A 26427-nucleotide genomic window follows, 5' to 3' on the forward strand; every position below is an offset into this window, starting at 1 on the left:
CGCTTATCCGTAGCGCTCCAGACAGAGCACGGCCGCGACGATAATCGCCACAAAAACCAGAAAGATAAGTGTGATAGCCAGTATCTCACTCATGACCGTCCCCGCGGCACCAAAACAGATTAAGCGTGGATGAAGGCCATTTTGCGCGGTATAGGAAATTAGGGTGAATTTACGGAAAGAGGATGCAGCTGCATCCTCTGTGCAACGCGGAGGCGCTTGTTCAGAAGAGATTAACGCAGGTAATCGCCCGCGGCTTCCGGCTGGTAGAGCAGCTCCAGCACTTCCAGATGGGTAGAGGCACCGCCCGGCAGCTCCCAGTGGATGGTATCGCCCGCGCGGAGGCCGAGCAGCGCGGCGCCCACCGGCGCAAGGACAGAAAGCTGCGCGCTGCTGTCGGTCATCTGGGCCGGGTAAACCAGCGTGCGGGTCAGCTCTTCACCGGTAGTCAGGTTGCGGAATTTCACCTGGCTGTTCATGGTGACCACGTCATGAGGCATCGTCTCAGGCGTGCACATCTGTGCCCGGTCGAGCTCCTCATTCAGGGCATCGGCCACGGGAAGTGAGGCAAACTCCGCTTTTTCCAGCAGCCGGTCAATACGTTCTGCGTCGAGCTCGTTGATGATAATGGTAGGTCTGGACATTTTTACTCCATGTCGTTAATGCTGCGTCTAACGCAGAAACGGTTCCAAAAGAAAACCCTCGCCGTCTGGCAGCGAGGGTTTAACTCCCCCGATGATACTGGCTGAGCGCATAAGTTTGAAGTGATGAAGGTCACATTCATGCGCCATATGAATTTTCGCTGAAATTTATTCAGTCTTCATTCCGGGAAGAATACGTTACGCTGAGTGTCCTGAACCCGGGCGTTGCCCATCAACGAGAGAGAACTATGTACTTCTACCAACCGTCCCAGGGGCATGGCCTGCCGCACGATCCGCTGAACGCCATTATTGGTCCACGTCCGATCGGCTGGATCTCCTCATGCGATAAGGCCGGTCAGCTGAACCTCGCGCCGTATAGCTTCTTTAACTGCTTTAACTATCGCCCGCCGATCATCGGCTTTTCCAGCAACGGCTGGAAGGACAGCGTGCGTAATATTCATGAGACAAAAGAGTTTGTCTGGAATCTGGCCACGCGCGATCTCGCGCAAGCGATGAACCAAACCTCGGCAATGCTGCCGCACGATCGGGATGAATTTAGCTTTGCCGGGCTGACGCCCGCGGCGAGCCTGCTGGTGAACGCCCCGCGCGTCGCAGAAAGCCCGGTGAACTTTGAGTGCCGCCTGTCGCAGTGCATTCAGCTTACCGGTGCCGACGGTACGCCGGTGGATACCTGGCTGGTGTTGGGGGAGGTGATCGGTATCCATATCGATGAAACGCTGCTGGAAGAGGGGATCTATCAGACGGCGAAAGCGCAGCCCATCCTGCGTGCGGGTGGGCCGACGGCGTATTATGGCATCAGCGATGAAAACCGGTTTGATATGGTGCGCCCGGGCGCGGATCAGTAACCGGCTTTATCGATCACGAACTGTTTTCCGCAGTTACCCGGATGTGGCTGCGGAGCAAATGACGCCGAAGAAAGCGGGTTGTTGATGGCGTCAGCCTTCAGCGAAATCTGCATCTCGGTGAGATACGCCGGGTTGCCGTTGCAGGTCAGCTTGATCGCCTTGATGTTCTCCTTGCCCCAGCTTTGGGCAACGGCACTGTCAAAGTCGCTGCGACTGACGGGTTTCCCGTAGCTATCGGCGAGGAATTTACCGACCGCGCTGTTTTTAACCTCCTGATTCAACCGCACCATCGTGCCGAAATAGGCATCGGGGTCGAAACCAAAGCAGACGCCATGTTTGGCATATTCGTAACGTTCCAGGCAGGAATTTCCGCCCGCGCCCGGCATCACGTCGTTAAGCTTCGCGGCAGCGGAAAGCGACAGTCCGGTTTCGGCGGCATCGCATTTGCGGCTGGCCTTCACTTCCGGCATGTTCGGGATGGGCCGCGTGGCACAGCCGAAACGCATCCATCGACGCTCATCCACGCCGCGTGCGGCAATCGATTTTGGCAGGCCGGGCCAGAGTCCGTGAACGGTCAGAAAATCGGCTTTATTCTCGCGCTCTTTCTGCAGGCGACATTCGTCAGGTTCATTGCGGTTGCGCTCAACCATGCTCTGGCAAAATCCGGTTTGCCAGGACAGCGCCAGCACATAGCGATCGAAATCGCCATACTGCGTTGCCTTGAGCGGTTCCGACTGTGCGGAGAAGATACAAAGTGCAAGCGCCATTGCGCCAGACGGGATGACGATATCCTTCCTGAACATATAATTTCCTGATCGAATGAGCGTGATTGATTTCTGTGGGTTATTAAAGCACAAAAAGCGCCCGCAGGCGCTTTTTGGATATCCAGAATTTCGCTTAGGCAGCGCCGGGGACCAGCACTTCCGTGGCGATAATCACGATAATCAGACCCACCAAAACGGGCACTGAGGTGCGTTTGACGACCTCAAATGGTGAGATTTTCGCCATCCCCGCAACGGCGACCACCACGCCCGACACCGGGGAAATGGTGCGGCCCAGGTTTGACGCCTGCAGCATGGGAATGGAGAGATAGGCCGGGTTAATACCGGAGGAGTGGGCCAGTTTCGGGATCATCTCAACGAAAGCGTAGAAAGGCGCATTACCGGAACCGGTAGTCATGGCCGCCAGCATGGTGAGCACCACCAGAACCAGCATCAGGATAATACTGGCCGAGCCGAACGAGGTGGCGATAGAGATCAGGCTCTGGATAAAGCCGATGGTGCTCAGACCCTGGGCAAAAACGCCGGCGGCAACCAGCAGCATCACCACGCCAGCGAAGGCATCCGCCATACCGCGATAGGCCACTTCCAGACCCGAGAAAACTTTTTGCGTGTTGAAACCGCGCACAAACTCCAGCACGGCGGCCAGCAGCATACAGATGACCAGAATGGTAATGATGTGCAGCTGCGGACCCCATTTGCCGTCAAAAATCAGCACCCCGATAATGGGCGTGAAGGGCAGGATGGCATAAAACGCGGGCGCGGTGGTGGTGATTTCACTTACGTCCATCATTTCATGGCTGATGTTTTCTTTCTTATCGAGATAGCGCTGCCAGAAGAAATGCGCGATACCCATGCCGACAATCGCAACAATGGAGATCGGTAGCGTGGTTTTAAAGGCGAAGTCGATGAGCGACATCTCCGCCGCCTTTGCCGCGAGCACAACGTCGCCGGAGGTTGGGGAGAGAATAATGGCTGCCGGAGACGCGCAAATGGCCGCTGCCGCGCCGCGGCTGATGCCAACGTTCACCATAACCGGGAACAGCGTCGCCATCAGCAGTACGCCCAGTCCGGTCGCCGACGAAACGGCCAGCGACATCAGGCAGGCGAGGAAATAGGCGGCGACCATGAGCAGATACGGCGAGTTGATGTATTGCAGGGGTTTAGAGGCCAGCTTAACGACCATGTCGTTGGCGCCGATGTGGGTCATGTAGGCCGCAAAACCACACAGCATCATGATCATCATGCCCAGATCGCCGCCGCGGCTCATGAGCAGTATCTTAATATATTCAACAATATCGGTAGCGGTGTAACCGGTGCTGGCCGCGCTGGCTGGTAACACCTGGTGCCCCATGAGTGCGCTGATAATCAGCAGCGTTAAGCCGCCTACAAATAATACGCCCGTGGCCGAGTAGCCTTTAATGATGTAGCGCGCGACGCCGACAATGACGACGACGCCAATAAGTAGCTCGAATAACGTAAGCATGATTTCCCCTGTATCTCTGCTGTAATGGAGCACAAAAAATCAATAAAAAAAATAAGGATGAAAATGTGCCGAATAATTGGTCTGCTCTTGCTGATTAAAATCAATAAACAGACGACTAGAGAACAGAACAACCGCGTTTTTGCCATGGCCCAGACATTTATGTCACGCCGCCCTTGACCATCAGAAACAGCGCAACATGTCCCAATAATGATAACAAATTGTTAATGTTATGTGTTGTTTTGTATGTTATTGATTTGGATGGTTATATGCAATAAACCTTACTCATAGTGAGATTATTTGAGGCGGGTCCCCGCTTTATTTAAGAATATTCCCGGAAAGAGGCGGAACAATTAGGAATAACGCCCATGCCGTTAAGCGTTGATTCAACTATTTTATGGTAAACTTTGCCTCGAATACTAAGAATGGTAATTGCATTGTGATCGTACGTAATACATTTTTCTCTATTTTGTTGTGTATTTTTGGGCAGTTAACGTTTTCTTCTGTTGCACAGGCAGAAGGCAACGCGACGGATAAAGGCTGGTTCTCAACCTTTACGGATAATGTCTCCCAGACCTGGACGGCGCCTGAACATTACGATCTCTATGTTCCGGCAATAACGTGGCATGCGCGTTTTGCTTATGACAAAGAGAAAACCGATAAATACAACGAGCGTCCGTGGGGCGCGGGTTTTGGTCAGTCGCGCTGGGATGAAAAGGGAAACTGGCACGGCATCTATCTGATGGCCTTCAAGGACTCGTTTAATAAATGGGAGCCGATTGGGGGTTATGGTTGGGAAAAAACCTGGCGGCCGCTCGCGGACGAGAACTTCCACGTCGGTTTGGGCTATACCGCCGGGGTCACCGCGCGTGACAACTGGAACTACATCCCGATCCCGGTGTTGCTGCCCCTGGCCTCTATTGGCTATGGCCCCGCAACGTTCCAGATGACCTACATCCCGGGGACATACAACAACGGAAACGTTTACTTCGCCTGGATGCGTTTTCAGTTTTAACTGACAAAACGTCGCGTTCTGGTGAAAAAACGCGCAGGCGTTGATTCATAAACGATAAAAATCTGTGAGTGAAAATTAACGCGACTTTAGTCACTTTTTCTCAAAGATCCGCTGGACAAAAGGTCCCACAATTGATGTACTGGTAACCGACACAGCATTTGTGTCGTTTTTTAATGTAAAGGTAATTTTGATGTCTAAGATTAAAGGTAACGTTAAGTGGTTTAATGAGTCCAAAGGATTCGGTTTCATTACTCCTGAAGATGGCAGCAAAGACGTGTTCGTACACTTCTCTGCAATCCAGTCTAATGGTTTCAAAACTCTGGCTGAAGGTCAGCGCGTAGAGTTCGAAATCACTAACGGTGCCAAAGGCCCTTCTGCTGCTAACGTAATCGCTCTGTAATTCAGACGCGTCAGCAAGAATTTCAAAACCCGCTCACTGAGCGGGTTTTTTTCGTTTGGAATCAGCCCAGCAGATACATTTTCAGGAAGCTGGCAACGATCAGCACGCTCAGCAACACCATTCCTGCGCTCATCAGACTCTGTTTCATTCTGTCACCCTCGTTCAGTATTGCCTTCAGAGTGACAGAGAAAAATTAAGCCAACATTAACGGTCCGGCTGTTAATGCGTACTTACAGAGGAAAATAGCCAAAATGCGAGCCCCGTCATCGCAAAGGAGCCGAGCATGTTAACCCCGATATTCACCAGCGCCCAGCCGATACGGCCTTCCTGAAAGAGAAAAACCGTTTCTGCGGAAAAGGTGGAGAAGGTGGTTAGCCCGCCGCAGAATCCGGTAGTAATTAATACCTTCCACATGGGGTCGATGTGCGTCATTCGGTTAAACCAGGCCAGCCCCATGCCGATGATAAAGGCACCGATCAGGTTAGCGGCCAGCGTCCCCATGGGGATCGCCTGGTGCAGAGGGTTAAACCGCATACTCAGGAACCACCTCGCTACGCTTCCTGTGCCTCCACCAATAAAAACTGCCAAAAGGAGTTGTAACACGCTAAATACCTGCTATTTGATGTGTAAGAGAAGCGAGTTTAACGCCGTTTAGGATGAGGGGACAAATATGTATGTGGCGGTAGGGCAGTTTGCAGTTGCGCCTGACTGGCAGGTTAACGCAATGCAGTGTGTGAACCTGATGGTGCAGGCGCGACAGAAAGGGGCGTCGCTGTTGGTTCTCCCGGAAGCGCTGCTGGCCAGGGATGATAATGACCCGGATTTGTCGGTAAAGTCCGCCCAGCCGCTGGAGGGGGAATTTATACAGCAGCTGCTCGCCCAGAGCGTGGGCAATACGATGACGACGATCTTAACGATCCATGTCCCTTCAACGCCGGGGCGCGCGGTGAATACGCTGGTAGCCATCCGCAACGGTGCCATCGTCGCGCGCTATGCCAAGCTTCATCTCTATGATGCGTTCAGCATACAGGAGTCGCGGCGCGTTGACCCTGGAGACCGTGTTCCGCCGTTAATTGATGTTGACGGTTTTAAGGTTGGGTTGATGACCTGCTATGACCTGCGTTTTCCCGAACTGGCGCTTCATCTTGCGCTGCAGGGGGCTGACGTACTGGTACTGCCCGCCGCGTGGGTCAGGGGGCCGCTAAAAGAGCACCACTGGGCGACGCTGCTTGCGGCCCGCGCGCTGGATACGACCTGCTATATTGTTGCGTCCGGCGAGTGCGGAAATAAAAATATTGGGCAGAGCAGGGTGGTTGATCCGCTGGGCGTGACGATTGCCGCCGCCGCGGAAGGGCCGGTTTTGCTGATGGCTGAGATATTTTTAGAAAGAATTGCGCTTGCGCGCCAGCAATTACCTGTTCTTCGCAACCGACGTTTTGCGCCACCGCAATTATTGTGATGTTTTTTTCAACAATGCTTGATTCACCTTGTTACAGATTGCTATTGTGTGCACGCGCTAAATGACCGTTAATACAATCAGGTTTTGGCGCTGAATGCAGCCTGTTTTAAGTAAAGAAGGTATCTATGGGTGAGATTAGTATTACCAAACTGCTGGTGGTTGCCGCACTGGTCGTCCTGCTGTTTGGTACCAAGAAGTTACGCACGCTGGGTGGTGACCTGGGGGCTGCCATCAAAGGCTTTAAGAAAGCAATGAACGACGATGATGCTGCGGCGAAGAAAAGCGCCGAGGATGACGTCCCGGCTGACAAGCTTTCTCACAAAGAGTGACAGCAACGCCTGTGGGCTTGCGAAAAAAAACCGGCTCATGAGGCCGGTTTTTTTGTATTACTGTAAATGAATATTACAGCATCATTTAACTTCTTCGCCTTTTGCCTGCATATCTGCATGGTATGAGGAGCGAACGAAGGGGCCGCAGGCTGCGTGGGTGAAGCCCATCGCCATCGCTTCGGCTTTCATTTCATCGAACTCGTCCGGGCTCACGTAGCGCTGTACCGGCAGGTGGTGGCGGCTTGGCTGCAGATACTGCCCCAGCGTCAGCATGGTTACACCGTGGCGGCGGAGATCGCGCATCACTTCAATGATTTCTTCATTGGTTTCACCCAGACCGACCATCAGACCTGACTTGGTTGGAATATGCGGATGTGCTTCTTTAAAGCGCTCCAGCAGTTTCAGCGACCAGTTATAGTCAGCGCCCGGGCGGACCTGACGGTAAATACGCGGCACGTTCTCCAGGTTGTGGTTAAACACATCCGGCGGCGTCGCGGTCAGGATATCCAGCGCGCGGTCCATACGGCCGCGGAAGTCAGGCACCAGCGTCTCGATTTTGATATTAGGGCTTTTCTCGCGGATGGCCGTAATACAGTCAGCGAAGTGCTGAGCACCACCGTCACGCAGATCGTCACGGTCAACGGAGGTGATGACCACATAGCGCAGCGCCATGTCGGCGATGGTCTGCGCCAGTTTCTGAGGTTCGTTAGCATCAGGTGCGACCGGACGGCCATGAGCAACATCGCAGAACGGGCAGCGGCGGGTACAGATTGCACCCAGAATCATAAACGTCGCGGTACCGTGATTGAAACATTCAGCAAGGTTCGGACAAGAGGCTTCTTCACATACGGAGTGAAGGCCATTCTTGCGCATCGCCGCTTTGATCCCCTGGATACGCGAAGAGTCGGCCGGAAGTTTGATTTTCATCCATTCCGGTTTTCTTAACAGCGCCTCGCGCTCTGTAGCCACGTTTTTAACCGGGATAAGGGCCATTTTATCGGCATCGCGGTATTTAACACCGCGTTCCATCACAATGGGTTTACTCATAGCGTGCGTGTTCCAGTTGCGAATATCGAAGGAAAGCGTTTCAATTCAAGGGAATGTTGTATTTATCAACTATTTTTGAACGAACGACAGGCAGTATATCATTGAAACGGTCGTTAAAGCAGCCTGCCAGATCGCCAATTTGTAAAATAGTTGTTGTTTTGTGCCTTTTTCCCTGCGTGTTGCAGGGACGTGTGCTGGCTGAACCTGTCAGAAGGCCTGACGGATAATGCGGATGACGTTTTCCAGGACCGGGTCGCGCAAGCTCAGCTTGTTATAATGCAGTGAAATCTCGATAGATTCCGCATTAAGCTGACTAAGCGGAATACTCTCCAGCGGCCAGCATTTTCGTAGCAGGCTGTAGAGGCGTGATGGCATGACGCACAGCATGTCGCTGCTGCCGATCAGGGATGCAGTCGTAAACATATTGTAACTGCTAAAGCTGATCTGCCGTTCCGGGAAAATTTCATCAATACGCTGACGCAGGGCATGGTTAGACTGCCCTTCGGTCATGAAGGACGAGTGGTCGTAGTTGCGCAGGTTTTCGATGTTCAACGGTTCGCTAAGAACCGGATGCTGCTGGCGGCAAACCAGCACCAGGTTATCAGCATAGAGCACATTTTGCCCCAGCGCTCTGGCACTGAAGCTGCCGCTTTCTATGATCAGATCCGTCTGGAACTGGGCAAGCTGAATGTCAGGTTCATTGAGAGGCACATTGCGAAGCAGGAGCTGTGGCGCATGCTCTTTTACGGCCTTAAAGATCGCCGGCATCACCAGCACACCCACAGACGGGGAGCAGCCGATGGTGATGGTTCTCTGCTTGTCATAGCTTCCGGTTAAATCCAGGGCGCCAAGAATCGACTCCAGCCCCTGGCTGATATACTCATGGAGATGGGTGGCGTAAGCCGTCGGCGTGACCCCCTGGCCCTTACGGATAAATAATGGGTCAGGAAATATAGCGCGTAGCTTCTGGATTGACTGGCTTATTGCAGAAGGCGTGAGATTAAGAATTTTCGCAGCGTTAACGATACCCTTATGGACATATACTGCCTCAAAAATAGTCAGTAAATTGAGATCAATATTACGTAAAGTCCGAAAAATTTGCGGCTTGTCTTCGCCACCAGGTTCATTCAGTCGTTTGGCTGGTAAATTATTATACTCCACGCTTTCACTCCGTATACATTCACAATATGAATGATAGTTGAATTTATTTATTATGCTTGTAGAGATTCGTAAAGTGTTGGTTTTGTTTCACTTGTATATCAAAAGCAAACACTTGTGTGATAATTGCTCACGTTACTTATGCCGTGTTTGCTGTGCTTGCTGGAGGCTAAATAATATGTAGCGGTAATATTCGGGCGCTTCGAAAATATAGAATCTGTGGATTATTGTAAAGTGCAAAAACGGTAAATAAACAGTGGCCCGTCAAATTATCGAGCCCTGTTGTACGATATATTAAGCAGGGATATATTCGTGCGGGGGATTGTTAAGTAGCGCTAACACGTTCTTCAAGAGCACGGGACGAATATTTTCAGGCGTAGCGGTGTTAACCCACTGGCACATTTGCGTCATTTCCATGCCGGCGTAGCCGCAGGGGTTTATGCGCTGGAAAGGCGCGAGATCCATATTAATATTCAATGCCAGACCATGGAATGAGCAGCCCTTACGGATACGTAGCCCCAGGGAGCAGATCTTCATTTCCCCAACGTAGACGCCCGGCGCATCGGCTCGCGGGTGCGCGTCAATGCCATACTCCGCCAGCGTGTTGACGACAGTCTGTTCCAGCAGGGTGACCAGCTCTCGCACGCCCAGCTTTCGGCGTTTCAGATTAAGCAGGACGTACATCACCTGCTGTCCGGGCCCATGATAAGTCACCTGACCACCGCGATCGCTCTGGATAACCGGGATATCTCCCGTCATCAGCAGGTGTTCCGCTTTACCGGCCTGACCCTGCGTAAAGACCGGCAGGTGTTCGACCAGCCAAATCTCATCTGGGGTGCTGTCATCGCGTGAATCGGTGAAGTCATGCATGGCCTGGGAGACAGGCTCATAAGGTTGCAGCCCGAGGTGACGGACCAGAATTTTATCCTGATACAAAACTGCGTCTCCGAAGACGAGGGACAAAAGTGTGGGGGGAGTATATCACAGCGGGGAGAGGGGTTACCCGGCAAACCGGGTAACCGCAAAGGGACTACAGCACCATGCGAACAATTTCGATATTGCCGAGCTCTTCGTACAGCGTCTCAACCTGCTCAATGTGTGTCGCAGTGATGGTAATAGAAACCGAGTGGTAGTTGCCCTTGCTGCTTGGTTTTACTGACGGAGAGTAGTCACCCGGCGCATGGCGCTGTACCACTTCAACCACCTGATCAACCAGCTCAGGTTTCGCCAGACCCATTACTTTGTAGGTAAATGGGGTAGGGAATTCAAGCAGTTCGTTAAGTTTGGTTTTCATGTCAGCTCCGGCGTAACGTCAAAAAATAATAACTCCCACGTCAGGTGGGAGTTATCAGGATACTTAGTATATGGGGATCAAAATCACACTTTCAAGTGTTCGATTTTTAACCAAACCAGTGGTGGAACATCAATTTAATGTAATCAATGATTTTGCCGAAGAAATTTCCTTCAGGAATTTCTTGCAGAACCACCAGCGGACGCTGATCGATTGTTTTACCATCCAGCTGGAAGTTGATGGTGCCCACAACCTGGTTTTTCTGCAGCGGAGCGTGCAGCTCGGTGCTGTTAAGCACGTAGCTGGCTTTCAGATCCTTCATACGACCGCGCGGAATGGTCAGGTAAAGGTCTTTGTCAACGCCGAGAGAAGCACGGTCGTTGTCGCCGAACCAGACGGGTTCAGACGCAAACTCTTTGCCTGCTTTCAGTGGATTCACGGTTTCGAAGAAACGGAAGCCCCAGGTCAGCAGCTTTTTGCTTTCTGTCTCACGCCCTTTAAAGGTGCGGCCGCCCATCACGGCAGAGATCAGGCGCATCTGACCTTCAGTGGCAGAGGCCACCAGGTTGTAGCCCGCTTTATCGGTGTGGCCAGTTTTAATGCCGTCGACGTTCAGGCTGTTATCCCACAGCAGGCCGTTACGGTTGGTTTGACGAATGCCGTTGAAGGTGAACTCTTTCTCTTTGTAGATAGAGTATTCATTAGGAACATCACGGATCAGCGCCTGACCAATCAGCGCCATGTCGCGCGCGGAGCTGTACTGACCGTCTGCATCCAGGCCGTGTACGGTCTGGAAATGGCTATTTTTCAGACCGAGCGCGTTCACGTAGCTGTTCATCAGACCCACGAAGGCATCCTGGCTACCGGCGGCGAAATCGGCCATCGCCACGCAGGCATCGTTACCCGACTGCAGGTTGATACCGCGAATCAGCTGGGAAACAGGAACCTGCATACCCGGCTTCAGGAACATCAGCGAGGAACCTTTGAAAACCGGGTTCCCGGTTGCCCACGCATCGTTGCCGATGGTGACGAGATCCGATTCTTTAAATTTACCTGCCTTCATCGCCTGGCCGATAACGTAGCTGGTCATCATTTTGGTCAGGCTGGCCGGGTCACGGCGGGCATCGGCATTCTGTTCTGCCAGCACTTTGCCAGAGTTGTAATCGATCAGGATGTAGGATTCCGCGTCGATTTGCGGAACGCCAGGGATCATGGTCTTGATATTCAGGTCATCGGCGTGAGCTGCAGAGAGCGCAGCCGCGCAAAGGGCCGTGGTCAGCGCCATGCGCTGCACAAAACGAGCAGAAAAAGTGGTCTTCATGGTCAGAACTACGACATCCGTGATGGAATTAAAAAAAGTGCCTTACTATAGCAAATGCTATTCAGGCAGGCATCCGACTTTAAGCATGAGTTTGTGAATGTATTTTACACAAACTGACAATTCGGATACCGCCGGTTAATTATTTCGCAACAGCGATAAATGACTGAAGCTGAGCTTCATTCTGCAGGCGCTGCTGCAGGGACGCAGCCTGCGGTTTGCTGGCAAACGGCCCCATCTGAATACGCCAGACCGCGCCGTTCTGCTCAACGCGTCCGGGTACGCCAAACTGCTGGCTCAGACGCTGCTGATACTGTTTGGCCCGAGCCTGATCGCTTACTGCGCCGACCTGAACTACATAGCTGCCGCTGGCCGCTGCCGGCGCTGTCACCGCCGCACCTGGCGTAGCTGCGGGCGCCGTTACGGGAGCCGATTGGATCGCTGGCGCAGCAACCGGCGCAGGGGCTGGCGCAGGCTCACTGCCTTCCAGCACGCCCGAGGCTAGGGTCGTCGGTGCGCCAAGAAAGCCGCTGCTCTTTACCGGCGCGCCCATTGAATCGTCGCTTTGCAGCGTGTCGTTGCTGATTGGTCGTATTTCTCCCCCCGGCTGAGCAGGCTCGGCTGGCGATGAAACGCTGCCCATTCCGCCGTCAAGATTTGGGCGGTCGGGAAGGGCATAGGTCTGCTTCGCTACCGTCGTACACGCGGTACCCGGCCCGGAGAGAGAGCCGTCCTGCGCGACGATAATCGGGTCAATGCGGACTTTGGTGTTGTTCGAGGTGTTCAGGCGATCGGCGGACGCGCGCGACAGGGAGATCACCCGGTCATTCCCGTAAGGACCGCGGTCGTTGATACGCACGACGATCATGCGGCCATTCGCCAGGTTGGTGATGCGGGCGTAGCTCGGAATCGGCAGCGTCGGATGTGCCGCCGTCAGCTGCATGGGGTCGAATGCTTCCCCGGAGGCCGTCAGGTTACTGCCCGGCTCGGCGTCATAAATGGCGGCAAAGCCCGCCTGACTGAAACGGGAAGGGTCCTGAACAATTTTGTAGCTTTTGCCGTCGCGCTCGTAATCCTGATTGGCACTGGCATTCAGCGGTTCATAAACGGGATCGGCACCGCTGATTTCAACGATCGGGCCATTACACACCGCAGGCTGCGGCGGCGCGACGGTTGCCTGTTGCTGACCATCATCACTTGTGCAGGCCGCAAGTAAACTTGCCGCAATGCAGATCCCCAGCCACTGCTTACGCATTCCGATCCCCTTATTTTTATACGCTTTTTGACAACATTTTTCTGTGGGTATGGATCGACATCACGATACCAAACCCGGCCATCAACACGATCAGTGCCGAGCCTCCGTAACTCACCAGCGGCAGCGGTACGCCTACCACCGGCAGAATACCACTCACCATACCAATATTTACGAAGACATAAACGAATAAAATCAGCATCAACCCGCCCGCCATGACGCGACCAAAGGTGGTTTGCGCGCGTGCGGCAATCCACAATCCCCGCATGATCAGCAGGACGTACAGCGCCAGGAGTATCAGGATGCCCACCAGCCCCAGCTCTTCCGCCAGTACGGCAAAGATAAAGTCGGTATGGCGTTCCGGTAAAAATTCCAGCTGCGACTGCGTGCCGTGCAGCCAGCCCTTACCGCGCAGCCCGCCGGAGCCAATCGCAATCTTGGACTGAATAATATGATAGCCCGCGCCGAGCGGATCGGTTTCCGGATCGAGCAGCATCATGACGCGCTGGCGCTGGTAATCATGCATCAGGAAGAACCAGAGGATAGGGATGAACGCCGCAATCAGCACCACCGCGATACCTATCAGGCGCCAGCTCAGGCCCGACAGGAAGAGGACAAACAGGCCGGAGAGGGCGATAAGGATTGAGGTGCCAAGGTCAGGCTGCGCCGCAACCAGCAGCGTCGGCAGGAAAATGAGCACCAGCGCGATGGCGGTATTTTTTAGCGACGGCGGACAGACGTCGCGGTTGATAAAGCGCGCCACCATCAGTGGAACGGCGATTTTGGCAATCTCCGAGGGCTGGAAGCGGACAATACCCAGATCCAGCCAGCGCTGCGCCCCTTTTGAAATAGCGCCAAACGCATCTACCGCAACCAGCAAAATAATACAGAAGATGTAGAGGTAGGGCGCCCAGCCTTCGTAGACGCGCGGCGGGATTTGCGCCATCACCACCATAATGATCAGACCCATCGCGATCTGTCCGATCTTACGCTCCATCATCCCGATGTCCTGGCCGCTGGCGCTCCAGATAACCAGGGCGCTGTAAACCAGCAGCGCCAGCAGGATCAGCAGCATGGCTGGGTCGATGTGGATTTTATCCCACAGCGATTTTTTATTTGGATTATCCGTCATGATTATTGGTCCTCCGCCGCAGCGGCGGCCGGGTTTTCAGCCGGCAGTTCGGTGTTGTTATCACCCAGCATAATGTGGTCAAGGATCTGGCGCATGATGGTCCCGACCGCTGGCCCGGCACCGCCGTTCTCCAGAATCATCGCCACCGCGACCTGCGGGTTATCATAAGGGGCAAACGCCGTCATCAGCTTATGGTCACGCAGACGTTCAGCAATGCGGTGCGCGTTATAGGTTTCGTTGGCTTTCAGACCAAACACCTGCGCAGTACCGGATTTCGCGGCCACTTTATACGGCGTACCGGCGAAGTACTTATGCGCGGTCCCGTTCGGACGGTTTGCCACGCCGTACATACCGTCTTTCGCAATTTCCCAGAAGCCGGAATGAATGTCACCCACGGGGGCCTCGTGCGGCTGGTTCCACGGCACTTTTTTGCCGTCTTCAACCGTGCTTTGCAGCAGATGGGGCACTTTCACCACGCCGTCATTGATGAGGATCATCATGGCTTTGTTCATCTGCAGCGGCGTTGCCGTCCAGTAGCCCTGGCCGATACCGACCGGAATGGTGTCACCCTGGTACCACGGTTTCTTAAAGCGCTTCAGCTTCCATTCGCGCGTTGGCATGTTGCCTGAACGTTCTTCTGAAAGGTCAACGCCGGTGTAATGCCCGTAGCCGAATTTACTCATCCACTCTGACAGGCGGTCGATACCCATGTCATATGCCACCTGATAGAAGAAGGTATCCGCAGACTCCTCCAGCGATTTGGTGACGTTCAGATGACCGTGGCCCCATTTTTTCCAGTCGCGGTAGCGCTTATCGGAACCTGGCAGCTGCCACCAGCCCGGGTCAAACAGGCTGGTATTACGGTTGATAACGCCGGCACTCAGCGCAGAGACCGCCACGTACGGCTTAACCGTTGATGCAGGCGGGTAAACCCCTTGCGTCGCGCGGTTTACCAGCGGCGTGTTCGGGTCATTCAGCAGGCCGGAATAGTCTTTACTGGAAATACCGTCAACGAAGAGGTTTGGGTCATAGCTTGGCATAGAGACCATGGCCAGGATGCCGCCGGTTCGAGGATCGGTGACCACCACGGCTGCACGGCTGCCCGCCAGCAGGGTTTCGATATACTGCTGTAGCTTAAGGTCGAGCGTCAGATAGACGTCATGCCCCGCCTGAGGCGGCACTTCTTTCAGCTGGCGGATCACGCGGCCACGGTTGTTAACCTCAACCTCTTCATAGCCCGTTTGCCCGTGCAGAACATCCTCGTAGTAACGCTCAATGCCCAGCTTACCGATATCGTGCGTCGCCGCGTAGTTGGCCAGCTTGCCGTCTTTATCAAGGCGATCGACGTCTTTGTCGTTAATCTTGGAGACGTAGCCAATGACATGCGTCAGCGCGGAGCCGTAGGGGTAGTAGCGACGCTTATATCCTTTTACTTCCACGCCGGGGAAGCGGTACTGGTTCACCGCAAAGCGGGCCACCTGGACTTCCGTCAGATTGGTTTTAACCGGAATGGAGGTAAAGCGGTGAGAGCGAGCGCGCTCTTTTTTGAAGGCGGCGATGTCGTCATCGTTAAGGTCGACAACGCTTTTGAGCGCTTCCAGCGTATCCTGAACGTTATCGACTTTTTCCGGCATCATCTCGATTTGATAGATGGTGCGGTTTAACGCCAGCGGGGTGCCGTTACGATCGTAGATAATTCCGCGGCTGGGTGCGATAGGCACCAGCTTAATACGGTTTTCGTTTGAACGCGTCTGGTAGTCGGTGAAGCGGACAATTTGCAGATTATAAAGGTTGGCGATCAGCACGCCGGTAAGCAGCAAAATCCCGGTAAAGGCGACCAGCGCCCGGCGCACAAACAGCGCGGACTCAGCCGTATAGTCGCGAAAAGAATTCTGTAGTTTCATCCGCTGCTTAATCTACCCTGGTCAGTCATTACTCGCGGTGATAGGGGTGGTTGGTAGTAATGCTCCACGCGCGATACAGGCTTTCTGCCACCAGTACCCTTACGAGCGGGTGGGGAAGCGTCAGCGCGGAGAGGGACCAACTTTGTTCAGCCGCCGCTTTGCAGGCCGGGGATAACCCTTCTGGTCCGCCAATCAACAGACTGACGTCACGGCCATCCTGCTTCCAGCGCTCCAGTTCGTGCGCCAGCTGCGGCGTATCCCAGGGTTTTCCTGGAATATCGAGGGTGACGATGCGGTTTTTGCCTGCGGCAGCCAGCATCAGCTCGCCCTCTTTATCGAGAATACGTTTGATATCCGCGTTCTTGCCGCGCTTTCCGGCGGGGATCTCCACCAGTTCGAACGGCATGTCTTTTGGAAAACGACGCAGATATTCAGTAAAACCGGTTTGTACCCAGTCCGGCATTTTGGTGCCGACGGCGACCAGCTGCAACTTCACGCATTAACCCCAGAGTTTTTCCAGCTCATACAGGCGACGGCTCTCGTCCTGCATAACGTGGACAATCACATCGCCGAGGTCGACAACCACCCAGTCAGCCGTCGCTTCACCTTCAACACCCAGCGGCAACAGCCCCGCTGCACGGGATTCCTGAACCACGTGGTCGGCAATTGAAACAACATGACGCGTCGAAGTACCGGTGCAGATGATCATGCAGTCGGTAATACTGGATTTACCCTTAACGTCGATAGCGATGATGTCCTGACCTTTCAGGTCATCAATTTTGTCAATAACAAAATCCTGGAGTGCTTTACCCTGCAAGTTTTCCCCCTGGGGTGAATGAGATTGTAAAACGTTGAATTCGTAGCCAGACAGTATACCTGAACTCACGCCTCTGTCGGGACAAATGTCTCCGGCCGGGCTTTAGAAGGCGGGTATCATCCCACCCTCCGCCTGAGATTGCATCGCCATTTTTGTAAAACAATTTCTGTAAAGCAATGACTGGCGGGAAAGTCTGGCAGCGGAGAATAACAGTATGGCTTACCCTGTCAAGGCAGGAGAAACAATAAGCCGCTTTTTATGCCCTCCGGCTATTCATCTGCGCTTTTCTGATACAAACCGTGACTATGGATATAGGCCAGCACCGCGCCTGGCAGCAGATCGTCACATTCCAGACCCTGCTGTAAGCGCTCGCGAATGAGGGTCGCAGAGATATCGAACCACGGCGTTTCCGCCAGATAGATTTTCCCGGCTGGCTGACTGTGGAGGTCTTCTACGTTATCGGTGAGATGATCTTCCAGCCACTGCTGGTACTGCGCTTCGCGCATGGTCAGCGGATAGCCCGGACGGCGGCAGACGAGCAGATGGCTGTTCTCCAGAATGGTTTCATACCGATGCCACGTGGGGAAGTTCAGCAGGGAATCCTGGCCGATGATAAAGGCCAGCGGCTGGTCTGGTCCCTGTTCTGCGCGCCATTCCTGAAGCGTCTGAGACGTCCAGGAGGGCGTGTCGCGACGCAGCTCTCGCTCGTCCAGCCGGAAAAGAGGCTTGTCGGCGATGGCCAGGGCGAGCATCTCTTTTCGCTGCTCGCTGGTTGCCTCGGGCTGCGGGCGATGGGGGGGGACATTATTGGGCATGATGGTGACGCGCTGAAGACCAATCAGATTTGCCAGAATTTCAACCGGCTTCAGATGCCCGTAGTGTACCGGGTCGAAGGTGCCGCCATACAGGGCCTGTAAAGAGTGCATACTATCCATCAATAAAAACGTCTGCCAGCGCCTTGTGGCAGAGCAGCAGTGAAAGGCTTTCCAGTTCCGCCCAGACCGACTGGCCGTAATCCTGCTTTAGCGTGAGCTCAGCGCGCATCAGAAGCTGTACCGCCTGACGAAGCTGTTCATGACTCAGGCGGTTGACGGCCTCGGTGGTCATTGCGCGGCGGTTTTGCCACACGCGGTGTTTATCAAACAGCGAACGCAGCGGCGTATGGGCAGACTGACGCTTGAGCGTAATCAGCAGCAGTAATTCGCGCTGCAGCGTGCGCAGCAGAATAACGGGTTCGCTCCCTTCAAGGCGCAGCTGTTGCAAAATATGCAGGGCGCGTTTGCTTTTTGCAGACAGCAGCGCGTCCACCCAGTGGAACGGCGTGAAGTGCGCCGCATCGTTAACGGCCTGCTCGACGCGCGGCAAGGTCAGCTTGCCGTCCGGCCAGAGCAGGGAAAGTCTGTCCAGCGCCTGCGCCAGGGCCAGCAGGTTACCTTCATAGCAGTAGCAGAGCAGCTGATTCGCCGCGTCATCCAGCTGAAGGTTGTGCTGCTTCGCTCTCGCGGCTACCCATTTAGGCAGATGCGCCTGCTCGGGCGTCTGACAGGTGACCAGCACCGCGTGCGTCGCGAGCTGGGTAAACCACGCCGCGTTTTCCTGCGCTTTGGTGAGCTTGTTGCCACGCACGATTAACAGCAGATCGCTGTGCAGCAGGCTGACCAGCGTGGCGAGCTGCTCATTCATCGCCGCGTTAGGACCGCTGTCCGGCAGCAGGATCTGAATCGTCTGGCGCGATGCGAACAGGCTCATCGCCTGACAAAGCGAGAAGAGGGCGTTCCAGTCGGTGTTGTTGTCCAGCTGGACGGTGTGGTGTTCATCGAAGCCCTGCGCGGCGGCGGCGTGCCGCACGGCATCCAGGCTTTCCTGAAGCAATAGCGGATCGTTTCCAAGAAGCAGATACGCCGCGCGCAGCCCTTCATTGAGCTGCGCGCGGAGTTGTTCAGGATACAGCCTGATCATCATTTACCCAGAGAGGTAGCAGCAGGAAGCGTGCCAGCAACCGGTTTTTCAACAATGTCAGATCCTTGTTTGGTTGATGCCGCAATACTCGGCAGCTTGCGGATCAGCTGTTCCGCTGCCTTGTCGTACATTTCGTTGATGATAATCTGCTGTTCGGCATCTTTTGCCAGCGCCGTCTGCGGGTTATCGAAGAACGAACGGTACACTTTCGTGCTGATCGGATAGATGTCTTTACCCGGGATCAGAACTGCCGCGTTGACCGTCAACACCATCTGATACTCTGCGGTACGGCCATCCTGGAAGATTGACGCTGTATCTCTCGACAGACCGCTTCCTGTAATACGCAGAGACGGTACATCCTGACGCAGCGTTTGTTTTTCAACAAGCTCAACGCCGTTCAGACGCAGCTGATTGCGAATTGCCCGGCTGAGTGGACCATTCGGATCGGATGAGTCGAACATCATCGTTTTCATCTCAGCGGGCACCGCCGTGGTATTGCGCAGGTGCCAGCCACAGCCAGCGGTGACAAGCACCGCCAGAGATAAGAGTATTGTTGCCAGTTGTCGCACGTTTCCTCCCGCGCTTAGCCAACGACCAGATTGAGCAATTTGCCCGGTACGTAGATCGCTTTACGTACGGTAACGCCCTCAAGATATTTTGCGACCAGAGGTTCCTGGCCTGCGCGCTCGCGAACCTGTTCTTCGGTTGCATCGACCGCCACGGTAATTTTACCGCGAACTTTGCCGTTTACCTGCACCACAACCAGCGTGGTGTTTTCCACCATTGCGGCTTCGTCAGCCTGCGGCCACGGCGCGTTGTCGATATCGCCTTCGCCTTTCAGCTCCTGCCACAGGGTAAAGCTCACGTGCGGCGTGAACGGGTTCAGCATGCGAACAACGGCCAGCAGTGCTTCACGCATTAAGGCACGATCCTGCTCGCCGTCCTGCGGGGCTTTCGCCAGCTTGTTCATCAGTTCCATAATAGCCGCAATTGCGGTATTGAAGGTCTGACGACGACCAATATCATCGGTCACTTTCGCAATCGTTTTATGAACATCGCGACGCAGCGCCTGCTGATCTTCAGTCAGCGCAGCGGCGTTCAGCGCCGGAGCATCGCCCTGGGCGGTATGTTCGTAAACCAGTTTCCAGACGCGTTTCAGGAAGCGGTTCGCGCCTTCAACGCCGGATTCCTGCCACTCAAGGGTCATATCCGCCGGAGAGGCAAACATCATGAACAGACGCACGGTATCTGCACCGTAGCGCTCAACCATCACCTGCGGGTCGATACCGTTGTTTTTCGACTTGGACATCTTGCTCATGCCGGTGTAAACCAGTTCATGACCTTCGGCGTCTTTCGCCTTAACGATACGGCCCTTCTCATCGCGCTCAACGATCGCATCAACCGGAGAAACCCAGTTACGCTCGCCGTTGGCACCAACGTAGTAGAAGGCATCCGCCAGCACCATGCCCTGACACAGCAGCTGTTTGGCCGGTTCATCAGAGTTCACCATGCCCGCATCGCGCATCAGCTTATGGAAGAAGCGGAAGTAGAGCAGGTGCATGATGGCGTGCTCGATGCCGCCGATGTAGATATCTACCGGCAGCCAGTAGTTCGCCGCTTTAGAATCCAGCATGCCGTCCTGATACTGCGGGCAGGTGTAGCGCGCATAGTACCAGGATGACTCCATAAAGGTGTCAAAGGTATCGGTTTCACGCAGCGCAGGCTGACCGTTAACGGTGGTTTTTGCCCACTCAGGATCGGCCTTGATAGGGCTGGTGATACCGTCCATGACCACGTCTTCCGGTAGGATCACCGGGAGCTGATCTTCTGGCGTTGGCATCACGGTGCCATCTTCCAGCGTCACCATTGGAATTGGCGCACCCCAGTAACGCTGACGGGAAACGCCCCAGTCGCGCAGACGGAAGTTAACTTTACGCTCGCCCACGCCCAGAGACGCCAGCTTATCGGCGATGGCGTTGAAGCCCTCTTCGAAGCTCAGGCCGCTGAATTCACCGGAGTTAAACAGGGTGCCTTTTTCAGTCAGCGCCTGCTCAGACAGGTCTGGTTCAGAACCGTCAGCCGCCAGGATAACCGGCTTGATGGTCAGGCCATATTTGGTGGCAAATTCGTAGTCGCGCTGGTCGTGACCCGGAACGGCCATCACGGCGCCTGTGCCGTACTCCATCAGTACGAAGTTGGCGGCCCAGACGGGGATTGCTTCGCCCGTCAACGGGTGAATGGCTTTAAAGCCGGTATCAACCCCTTTTTTCTCCATCGTCGCCATATCGGCTTCGGCCACTTTGGTGTTGCGGCACTCGTCAATGAAGGAAGCCAGTTCCGGATTGTTCTCCGCCGCTTTCTGCGCCAGCGGGTGACCTGCGGCCACCGCCAGGTAGGTCGCGCCCATGAAGGTGTCCGGACGGGTAGTGTAGACGGTCAGGGTCTGGTCGTGGTTCTCAACGTTGAAGGTAATTTCCACGCCTTCAGAACGGCCGATCCAGTTGCGCTGCATGGTCTTAACGGTATCTGGCCAGTGGTCCAGCTTATCCAGATCGTTCAGCAGCTCGTCCGCGTAAGCGGTGATTTTGATAAACCACTGTGGGATCTCTTTACGCTCAACTTTTGTGTCGCAGCGCCAGCAGCAGCCGTCGATAACCTGTTCGTTCGCGAGAACGGTCTGGTCATTCGGACACCAGTTAACGGCAGAGGTCTTCTTGTACACCAGGCCTTTTTTGTACAGCTCGGTGAAGAATTTCTGTTCCCAGCGGTAGTATTCCGGGGTACAGGTTGCCAGCTCGCGGCTCCAGTCATAGCCAAAGCCCAGCATTTTGAGCTGGTTTTTCATGTACGCGATGTTGTCGTACGTCCACGGCGCCGGAGCGGTATTGTTTTTGACCGCAGCACCTTCCGCAGGCAGACCAAACGCGTCCCAGCCGATAGGCTGTAGGACGTTTTTACCCAGCATGCGCTGGTAGCGCGCAATCACATCACCGATGGTGTAGTTGCGCACGTGGCCCATGTGTAGTCGACCAGAAGGATAGGGAAGCATCGACAGGCAGTAATACTTCTCTTTGCTCTCGTCTTCGGTTACTTCAAAGGTGCGCTTCTCGTCCCAGTGTTGCTGGACTTTTGATTCTATCTCTTCCGGGCGGTATTGCTCTTGCATGGCAGCCAGTGGTCCTGTTTTCAATACAGCTACAAATGTAGCCAATGGATGTGGTAATTCAGATCCGCATAGCATAGCCCAAACGCCCGCGTCAAAACAGCCTTTCGCACAAATGCGCTTTGCAGGAATTTACCCGGTCTGTGCTTCACCTGACAAAGCGGTGATGAAATAAGGTCTATTATTAGAAATAGTTACTGACCCGGGAGGCAAAATGATGAACAAGGTTGCTCAATTTTACCGTGAACTGGTGGCGACACTGACGGAACGGCTGCGTAACGGCGAGCGCGATATCGACGCGCTGGTGGAGCAGGCGCGTGCCCGCGTGACGCAAACGGGTGAGTTAACGCGAACCGAAGTGGAAGAGGTGACGCGCGCCGTGCGTCGCGATCTGGAAGAGTTCGCGCGCAGTTACCAGGAGAGTCAGGAGGAGGTCACGGACAGCGTTTTCATGCGGGTGATTAAAGAGAGCCTGTGGCAGGAACTCGCCGATATCACGGATAAAACGCAGCTGGAGTGGCGCGAGGTCTTTCAGGATTTGAACCATCACGGCGTGTATCACAGCGGTGAGGTGGTCGGGCTGGGAAATCTGGTGTGCGAGAAATGTCACCACCATATTGCGGTGTACACGCCGGATGTCCTGCCGCTGTGTCCGAAATGCGGGCACGATCAGTTCCAGCGTCGGCCGTTTGAGCCATAGGTAAAAGTGCAGGTTTTCGCCCTCTCCCTGTGGGTTGAGGGATCCCCACAAAATAATGCCAGTACAGTCGGCCCCCTCTCCATTGAGGGAGAGGGCTGGGGTGAGGGGGAACATACGGCTGTGGAGGTCATTCCGTTCACTTTATGTTCCTTGCTACTCTGTAACGACATGACTGGTGAACGTGCCAGGGTGGCTCAATCGCCACCACCCTGGCGACCCGGGCTCCCGGCGGTAAATCGCCGCTTCGCGGTGCCCTCAGCTTATTCCTTCAGGCTATCGGGTCGGGCATGAGCCTGCATCCCTGCAGGCCACGCCCTCTCGGCGCATCCCTGCGCCTCGCCCCGGCCTGCAGGAAACGCTTCGGCGATTTACAGCCGGACCAGGTCATTGTTGTAAGGCATTCATAATCCTGATGCTAAATAAGTCGCTTCAGGTAAAAAAATTACTGGGGAACCCTCAGCCCTGTGGGAGAGTGCCGGGGTGAGGGCATCAGGCCGCACTCGCACTATAGTAAGCCAGTCTCTCCGCCAGCAAATCCACAAACGCCTCCCGGTCGATATCCACCATCACCGTCGTATTCGGCTTATTCCCCGTCAGCGAATAGTAGTCCACCACCGTCATGCCCTGGGTGTATTTCCCCTGCGTCTCAACGCCCACCCATCTGTCCACGGTAGTAAACATTTCCGGTCTCAGTAGCCAGGCAATCGTACACGGATCGTGCAGCGGCGCGCCGTGGAAGCCCCATTTCTCAGCCTTATGGTACTCCATAAAAAAGTCGAGCAGCTCAGCCACGGTTGTCGAAACCGGGTTGCCGACGGCGCGAAAACGTTCAATATCGTCCGCCATAATCTGCGCGCGGTGGGTAACGTCCAGACCCGCCATGACAATCGGTAAGCCGGACTGGAAGACCATCTCAGCGGCTTCCGGGTCCACGAAAATGTTGAACTCCGCCGCTGGCGTCCAGTTCCCCAGCCCCATCGCGCCGCCCATGATGACGATGCGCGCAATTTTAGCGTGCAGCTCAGGATGGGCGTTCAGCAGCAGCGCCACGTTGGTTTGTGGTCCGGTCGCCACCAGCGTAACGGGCTCCGCGCTCTCGCGCAGCACCTTCGCCATCAGCTCCACGGCGGTACAGTTTTGCGGCGCAAAGCCTGGCTCCGGCAGCGCCGGACCGTCCAGCCCGCTTTCACCATGAACGCTGTCGGCAATGATCAGCTCGCGCATCAGCGGCTTCACGGCCCCGCCGGCGACGGGAATATCGGAGCGATTGAGCAGGGTGAGCATGCGCAAAACGTTACGCAGGGTTTTATCCGGCGTCTGGTTTCCGGCAGACGAGGTGACGGCTTTGACGTCGAGTTCAGGGGAGGCAAGTGCAAGAACGAGCGCGATCGCGTCATCATGACCCGGATCGCAATCGAGAATAATAGGCTGTGCCATAGCGTTCTCCATTCATAGCGTTATTTTGTGACAAGGTTAACGCTGCAATGTGACGCCGAATAGATGAAGAGCGCTAAAGCGTGAAGCAGTGCGCAATCCGCAGATTGCGCACCGGGAAGATTAATGCAGGATTTTGGCGAGGAAATCTTTCGCACGCTCGGATTTCGGGTTAGCGAAGAACTCTTCTTTCGGCGAGTCTTCGACGATCTTCCCTTCATCCATAAAGATCACGCGGTTGGCTACCTTACGGGCAAAGCCCATTTCGTGGGTCACTACCATCATCGTCATCCCTTCGTGCGCCAGCTCGACCATTACGTCCAGCACTTCGTTGATCATCTCCGGATCGAGCGCCGACGTGGGCTCATCGAACAGCATCGCCACCGGATCCATGCACAGCGCGCGGGCGATCGCCACACGCTGCTGCTGGCCGCCGGACAGCTGCGCCGGGAACTTATCGGCATGCGCCGAAAGCCCAACGCGTTCCAGAAGCTTCAGGCCTTTCTCGCGCGACGCTTTTTTATCGCGCTTAAGCACTTTTACCTGCGCCAGCGTGAGGTTCTCAATAATGGAGAGGTGAGGGAACAGCTCAAAATGCTGGAACACCATCCCCACGTGAGAGCGAAGCTGGGCGAGGTTAGTTTTCTTGTCGTTAACCTTGGTGCCGTTGACGACGATCTCACCCTGCTGCACCGGCTCCAGCCCGTTAACGGTTTTGATCAGCGTCGATTTACCGGAGCCGGACGGCCCGCACACCACCACCACGTCGCCTTTCTTCACTTCGGTAGAGCAGTCGGTCAGCACCTGAAAGTGCCCATACCATTTAGAAACATTTTTCAGGGAAATCATTATACCGTCCTTTTCTTCAGCCAGCTGACCAACAGCGACGCGCTTAAACTAATCACAAAGTAGACCGCACCCGCAAAGAGCACCATCTCGACCTGCGTACCGTCACGCTCACCGATGGTTGACGCGGTACGGAAGAAGTCTGCCAGGCTCAGCACGTAGACCAGCGAAGTATCCTGGAACAGTACGATACCCTGGGTCAGCAGGAGCGGAACCATGGCGCGAAACGCCTGCGGCAGAATAATGAGCTGCATGGACTGCCAGTGCGTCATCCCCAGCGCCAGCGCGGCGCTGGACTGCCCGCGGGAGATGCTCTGAATGCCCGCGCGGATAATCTCCGAGTAGTAAGCGGCCTCAAACATGGAGAATGCCACCATGGCGGAGATCAGACGGATATCGGTTTTCGGCGACAGCCCCAGCACGTTCTGCAGGAAGCCGGGCACGATCAGGTAAAACCACAGCAGCACCATCACCAGCGGGATCGAACGGAACACGTTAACGTAGGCGGTGGCAAACCAGGCAAGCGGCTTAAAGCTCGACAGGCGCATAACGGCCAGCAGGGTGCCCCAGACGATACCGACGATGATGGCAATGACGGTGATTTTTAAGGTAATCATCAGTCCATCCAGCAGATAAGGCATGGAGGGAACGATAGAACTCCAGTCAAATTCGTACATTATTTGCCCCCCATGTTGCCCGGCAGGCGAATTTTGCGTTCAACCAGGTTCATCACCAGCATGATGAAAGCGTTAATCAGAACATACGCGAGCGTGATCGCGGTGAAGGATTCCCACGCGTGAGCGGAGTAATCCAGCAGCTTGCCCGCCTGCGCGGCCATATCAACCAGGCCGATTGTGGAGGCGATGGCCGAGTTCTTCACCAGGTTCATCATCTCGGAGGTCATCGGCGGAACGATAACGCGGTAGGCGTTAGGCAGCAGCACGTAGCGGTAGGTTTGTGGCAGGGTAAGGCCCATCGCCAGGCCCGCATTTTTTTGTCCGCGCGGCAGTGACTGAATAGCGGCACGCACCTGCTCGCAAACGCGCGCAGCGGTAAACAGCCCCAGACACATCATGGAGGAGACAAAGAACTGCACGTTAGGATCCAGCTCCGACTTGAACCACATGCCAATATTTTCCGGCAGCAGTTCCGGGATAACCAGATACCAGGTAAAGAACTGCACGATCAGCGGAACGTTACGGAACAGTTCCACATAGAGGGTGCCGAGTGTTGAAAGAAAACGGTTAGGGACGGTGCGCAGAATACCGAACAAAGAACCGACAAGAAACGCGATGATCCACGCCGTTATCGATAATGCCACGGTGACCTGAAAGCCGCTCCACAGCCAGCCAAGATAGGTGGTGTTGCCGAACGGGGCTTGTTGCAGAAAGATGCCCCAGTTCCAGTCTATTGACATAATAAACTCCAGAAAAAAAA

At 54.8% G+C, this 26427-nt stretch carries 29 protein-coding genes; 6 read left to right on the forward strand and 23 right to left on the reverse strand.

The window, feature by feature from the left end; all coding sequences use genetic code 11:
• Nucleotides 1-3: 3 nt before the first annotated feature.
• Together yldA and rnk are read right to left on the reverse strand one after the other, a co-directional pair.
• Nucleotides 4-93 carry a small membrane protein YldA gene (gene yldA / locus ACMWKK_RS05555; protein WP_274533061.1) on the reverse strand — a complete coding sequence of 30 codons (90 nt, stop codon included), beginning with the start codon at nt 91-93 and terminating at the stop codon, nt 4-6.
• A 137-nt stretch (nt 94-230) separates the two neighbouring features.
• On the reverse strand, nt 231-641 hold the full coding sequence (rnk, locus tag ACMWKK_RS05560; RefSeq protein WP_045325729.1) for a nucleoside diphosphate kinase regulator: 411 nt from the start codon (nt 639-641) through the stop codon (nt 231-233).
• A gap of 245 nt (nt 642-886) precedes the next feature.
• On the opposite strand from rnk, the gene ACMWKK_RS05565 reads away from it, so the two are divergent.
• Nucleotides 887-1504, forward strand: a complete 618-nt coding sequence (locus ACMWKK_RS05565) for a flavin reductase family protein (protein ID WP_045325731.1) — start codon at nt 887-889, stop codon at nt 1502-1504.
• On the opposite strand, the gene rna is transcribed toward ACMWKK_RS05565, so the two are convergent.
• Both rna and dcuC read right to left on the reverse strand, forming a co-directional pair.
• Complete coding sequence (rna, locus tag ACMWKK_RS05570) at nt 1498-2271, reverse strand: ribonuclease I (RefSeq protein WP_404851926.1); 774 nt, start codon at nt 2269-2271, stop codon at nt 1498-1500. The genes ACMWKK_RS05565 and rna overlap by 7 nt on opposite strands.
• 130 nt (nt 2272-2401) lie before the next feature.
• Nucleotides 2402-3769, reverse strand: coding sequence for an anaerobic C4-dicarboxylate transporter DcuC (gene dcuC, locus ACMWKK_RS05575; protein WP_045325734.1), 1368 nt, complete (start codon nt 3767-3769; stop codon nt 2402-2404).
• Nucleotides 3770-4163: 394 nt separating this feature from the next.
• On the opposite strand from dcuC, the gene pagP reads away from it, so the two are divergent.
• Both pagP and cspE read left to right on the forward strand, forming a co-directional pair.
• Complete coding sequence (gene pagP, locus ACMWKK_RS05580; protein ID WP_112781772.1) at nt 4164-4781, forward strand: lipid IV(A) palmitoyltransferase PagP; 618 nt, start codon at nt 4164-4166, stop codon at nt 4779-4781.
• A 190-nt stretch (nt 4782-4971) separates the two neighbouring features.
• Entirely contained in the window at nt 4972-5181 is a 210-nt protein-coding gene (cspE, locus tag ACMWKK_RS05585; RefSeq protein WP_002439184.1) for a transcription antiterminator/RNA stability regulator CspE, read from the forward strand.
• Nucleotides 5182-5400: 219 nt separating this feature from the next.
• On the opposite strand, the gene crcB is transcribed toward cspE, so the two are convergent.
• Nucleotides 5401-5784: a fluoride efflux transporter CrcB gene (gene crcB, locus ACMWKK_RS05590; RefSeq protein WP_112781773.1), complete on the reverse strand. Its 384-nt coding sequence runs from the start codon at nt 5782-5784 to the stop codon at nt 5401-5403.
• Between the two features lie 67 nt (nt 5785-5851).
• Here crcB and ACMWKK_RS05595 point away from each other — a divergent pair, with 67 nt between their 5' ends.
• Entirely contained in the window at nt 5852-6640 is a 789-nt protein-coding gene (locus ACMWKK_RS05595; RefSeq protein ID WP_112781774.1) for a deaminated glutathione amidase, read from the forward strand.
• Nucleotides 6641-6765: 125 nt separating this feature from the next.
• On the forward strand, nt 6766-6969 hold the full coding sequence (tatE, locus tag ACMWKK_RS05600) for a twin-arginine translocase subunit TatE (protein ID WP_023310742.1): 204 nt from the start codon (nt 6766-6768) through the stop codon (nt 6967-6969).
• A gap of 81 nt (nt 6970-7050) precedes the next feature.
• Here tatE and lipA read toward each other — a convergent pair whose 3' ends face one another.
• The 14 genes from lipA to leuS form a co-directional block, all read right to left on the reverse strand.
• A complete protein-coding gene (gene lipA / locus ACMWKK_RS05605) occupies nt 7051-8016 on the reverse strand; it encodes a lipoyl synthase (protein ID WP_023334887.1) in 966 nt (321 codons plus the stop codon).
• Between the two features lie 207 nt (nt 8017-8223).
• Nucleotides 8224-9177 (reverse strand): YbeF family transcriptional regulator, encoded by a 954-nt coding sequence (locus ACMWKK_RS05610; protein ID WP_045325743.1) that lies wholly within the window; start codon nt 9175-9177, stop codon nt 8224-8226.
• 291 nt (nt 9178-9468) lie between these two features.
• Nucleotides 9469-10110 (reverse strand): lipoyl(octanoyl) transferase LipB, encoded by a 642-nt coding sequence (lipB, locus tag ACMWKK_RS05615; protein ID WP_112781426.1) that lies wholly within the window; start codon nt 10108-10110, stop codon nt 9469-9471.
• A 94-nt stretch (nt 10111-10204) separates the two neighbouring features.
• Entirely contained in the window at nt 10205-10468 is a 264-nt protein-coding gene (ybeD, locus tag ACMWKK_RS05620) for a DUF493 family protein YbeD (protein ID WP_003858718.1), read from the reverse strand.
• A 106-nt stretch (nt 10469-10574) separates the two neighbouring features.
• The gene (gene dacA, locus ACMWKK_RS05625; protein ID WP_032638844.1) at nt 10575-11786 is read right to left on the reverse strand and encodes a D-alanyl-D-alanine carboxypeptidase DacA; all 1212 of its coding nucleotides are present in this window, start codon (nt 11784-11786) and stop codon (nt 10575-10577) included.
• Between the two features lie 139 nt (nt 11787-11925).
• Complete coding sequence (rlpA, locus tag ACMWKK_RS05630; protein WP_112781427.1) at nt 11926-13038, reverse strand: endolytic peptidoglycan transglycosylase RlpA; 1113 nt, start codon at nt 13036-13038, stop codon at nt 11926-11928.
• 16 nt (nt 13039-13054) lie between these two features.
• Nucleotides 13055-14167, reverse strand: coding sequence for a peptidoglycan glycosyltransferase MrdB (gene mrdB, locus ACMWKK_RS05635; protein ID WP_008501037.1), 1113 nt, complete (start codon nt 14165-14167; stop codon nt 13055-13057).
• Nucleotides 14168-14169: 2 nt separating this feature from the next.
• Nucleotides 14170-16071 (reverse strand): peptidoglycan DD-transpeptidase MrdA, encoded by a 1902-nt coding sequence (gene mrdA / locus ACMWKK_RS05640; RefSeq protein WP_032638848.1) that lies wholly within the window; start codon nt 16069-16071, stop codon nt 14170-14172.
• Between the two features lie 28 nt (nt 16072-16099).
• A complete protein-coding gene (gene rlmH, locus ACMWKK_RS05645; RefSeq protein ID WP_003858701.1) occupies nt 16100-16567 on the reverse strand; it encodes a 23S rRNA (pseudouridine(1915)-N(3))-methyltransferase RlmH in 468 nt (155 codons plus the stop codon).
• A gap of 3 nt (nt 16568-16570) precedes the next feature.
• Nucleotides 16571-16888: a ribosome silencing factor gene (gene rsfS / locus ACMWKK_RS05650; RefSeq protein ID WP_023334893.1), complete on the reverse strand. Its 318-nt coding sequence runs from the start codon at nt 16886-16888 to the stop codon at nt 16571-16573.
• A gap of 269 nt (nt 16889-17157) precedes the next feature.
• A complete protein-coding gene (nadD, locus tag ACMWKK_RS05655; RefSeq protein ID WP_045325753.1) occupies nt 17158-17823 on the reverse strand; it encodes a nicotinate-nucleotide adenylyltransferase in 666 nt (221 codons plus the stop codon).
• Nucleotides 17816-18847, reverse strand: coding sequence for a DNA polymerase III subunit delta (gene holA, locus ACMWKK_RS05660; RefSeq protein ID WP_112781434.1), 1032 nt, complete (start codon nt 18845-18847; stop codon nt 17816-17818). Before holA ends, nadD begins: the two co-directional genes overlap by 8 nt.
• Complete coding sequence (gene lptE, locus ACMWKK_RS05665; RefSeq protein ID WP_045325758.1) at nt 18847-19416, reverse strand: LPS assembly lipoprotein LptE; 570 nt, start codon at nt 19414-19416, stop codon at nt 18847-18849. The genes holA and lptE overlap by 1 nt, the downstream gene beginning before the upstream one ends.
• Before the next feature lie 14 nt (nt 19417-19430).
• A complete protein-coding gene (gene leuS, locus ACMWKK_RS05670; RefSeq protein WP_161656338.1) occupies nt 19431-22013 on the reverse strand; it encodes a leucine--tRNA ligase in 2583 nt (860 codons plus the stop codon).
• 214 nt (nt 22014-22227) lie between these two features.
• Here leuS and ACMWKK_RS05675 point away from each other — a divergent pair, with 214 nt between their 5' ends.
• Complete coding sequence (locus ACMWKK_RS05675) at nt 22228-22710, forward strand: zinc ribbon-containing protein (RefSeq protein WP_032642499.1); 483 nt, start codon at nt 22228-22230, stop codon at nt 22708-22710.
• A 489-nt stretch (nt 22711-23199) separates the two neighbouring features.
• Here the strand turns inward: ACMWKK_RS05675 and rihA are convergent, their stop codons facing one another.
• From rihA to gltJ, 4 genes are all read right to left on the reverse strand, one after another.
• Nucleotides 23200-24147: a pyrimidine-specific ribonucleoside hydrolase RihA gene (rihA, locus tag ACMWKK_RS05680; protein WP_112781430.1), complete on the reverse strand. Its 948-nt coding sequence runs from the start codon at nt 24145-24147 to the stop codon at nt 23200-23202.
• Nucleotides 24148-24267: 120 nt separating this feature from the next.
• Nucleotides 24268-24993, reverse strand: coding sequence for an amino acid ABC transporter ATP-binding protein (locus ACMWKK_RS05685; RefSeq protein WP_014883001.1), 726 nt, complete (start codon nt 24991-24993; stop codon nt 24268-24270).
• Nucleotides 24993-25667: a glutamate/aspartate ABC transporter permease GltK gene (gene gltK, locus ACMWKK_RS05690; protein WP_032649550.1), complete on the reverse strand. Its 675-nt coding sequence runs from the start codon at nt 25665-25667 to the stop codon at nt 24993-24995. Before gltK ends, ACMWKK_RS05685 begins: the two co-directional genes overlap by 1 nt.
• Entirely contained in the window at nt 25667-26407 is a 741-nt protein-coding gene (gene gltJ, locus ACMWKK_RS05695; protein WP_008501048.1) for a glutamate/aspartate ABC transporter permease GltJ, read from the reverse strand. Before gltJ ends, gltK begins: the two co-directional genes overlap by 1 nt.
• Between the last annotated feature and the right edge of the window lie 20 nt (nt 26408-26427).

The sequence above is a fragment of the Enterobacter sp. 01-M-03-SI-ECC genome (genome assembly GCF_047530215.1).
Lineage (GTDB): Bacteria > Pseudomonadota > Gammaproteobacteria > Enterobacterales > Enterobacteriaceae > Enterobacter > Enterobacter chengduensis.

Excerpts from the sequence above, each read along its gene's own strand:
- ybeD (WP_003858718.1), bottom strand. The coding sequence starts at position 10,468 with ATGAAAACCAAACTTAACGAACTGCTTGAATTCCCTACCCCATTTACC.
- rlpA (WP_112781427.1), bottom strand. The coding sequence starts at position 13,038 with ATGCGTAAGCAGTGGCTGGGGATCTGCATTGCGGCAAGTTTACTTGCG.
- holA (WP_112781434.1), bottom strand. The coding sequence starts at position 18,847 with ATGATCAGGCTGTATCCTGAACAACTCCGCGCGCAGCTCAATGAAGGG.
- ACMWKK_RS05565 (WP_045325731.1), top strand. The coding sequence starts at position 887 with ATGTACTTCTACCAACCGTCCCAGGGGCATGGCCTGCCGCACGATCCG.
- rna (WP_404851926.1), bottom strand. The coding sequence starts at position 2,271 with ATGGCGCTTGCACTTTGTATCTTCTCCGCACAGTCGGAACCGCTCAAG.
- pagP (WP_112781772.1), top strand. The coding sequence starts at position 4,164 with ATGGTAAACTTTGCCTCGAATACTAAGAATGGTAATTGCATTGTGATC.
- dacA (WP_032638844.1), bottom strand. The coding sequence starts at position 11,786 with ATGAAGACCACTTTTTCTGCTCGTTTTGTGCAGCGCATGGCGCTGACC.
- dcuC (WP_045325734.1), bottom strand. The coding sequence starts at position 3,769 with ATGCTTACGTTATTCGAGCTACTTATTGGCGTCGTCGTCATTGTCGGC.
- lipA (WP_023334887.1), bottom strand. The coding sequence starts at position 8,016 with ATGAGTAAACCCATTGTGATGGAACGCGGTGTTAAATACCGCGATGCC.
- rnk (WP_045325729.1), bottom strand. The coding sequence starts at position 641 with ATGTCCAGACCTACCATTATCATCAACGAGCTCGACGCAGAACGTATT.
- gltK (WP_032649550.1), bottom strand. The coding sequence starts at position 25,667 with ATGTACGAATTTGACTGGAGTTCTATCGTTCCCTCCATGCCTTATCTG.
- ACMWKK_RS05675 (WP_032642499.1), top strand. The coding sequence starts at position 22,228 with ATGAACAAGGTTGCTCAATTTTACCGTGAACTGGTGGCGACACTGACG.
- mrdB (WP_008501037.1), bottom strand. The coding sequence starts at position 14,167 with ATGACGGATAATCCAAATAAAAAATCGCTGTGGGATAAAATCCACATC.
- cspE (WP_002439184.1), top strand. The coding sequence starts at position 4,972 with ATGTCTAAGATTAAAGGTAACGTTAAGTGGTTTAATGAGTCCAAAGGA.
- rihA (WP_112781430.1), bottom strand. The coding sequence starts at position 24,147 with ATGGCACAGCCTATTATTCTCGATTGCGATCCGGGTCATGATGACGCG.
- gltJ (WP_008501048.1), bottom strand. The coding sequence starts at position 26,407 with ATGTCAATAGACTGGAACTGGGGCATCTTTCTGCAACAAGCCCCGTTC.
- ACMWKK_RS05595 (WP_112781774.1), top strand. The coding sequence starts at position 5,852 with ATGTATGTGGCGGTAGGGCAGTTTGCAGTTGCGCCTGACTGGCAGGTT.
- ACMWKK_RS05685 (WP_014883001.1), bottom strand. The coding sequence starts at position 24,993 with ATGATTTCCCTGAAAAATGTTTCTAAATGGTATGGGCACTTTCAGGTG.
- nadD (WP_045325753.1), bottom strand. The coding sequence starts at position 17,823 with ATGGATAGTATGCACTCTTTACAGGCCCTGTATGGCGGCACCTTCGAC.
- tatE (WP_023310742.1), top strand. The coding sequence starts at position 6,766 with ATGGGTGAGATTAGTATTACCAAACTGCTGGTGGTTGCCGCACTGGTC.
- yldA (WP_274533061.1), bottom strand. The coding sequence starts at position 93 with ATGAGTGAGATACTGGCTATCACACTTATCTTTCTGGTTTTTGTGGCG.
- leuS (WP_161656338.1), bottom strand. The coding sequence starts at position 22,013 with ATGCAAGAGCAATACCGCCCGGAAGAGATAGAATCAAAAGTCCAGCAA.
- mrdA (WP_032638848.1), bottom strand. The coding sequence starts at position 16,071 with ATGAAACTACAGAATTCTTTTCGCGACTATACGGCTGAGTCCGCGCTG.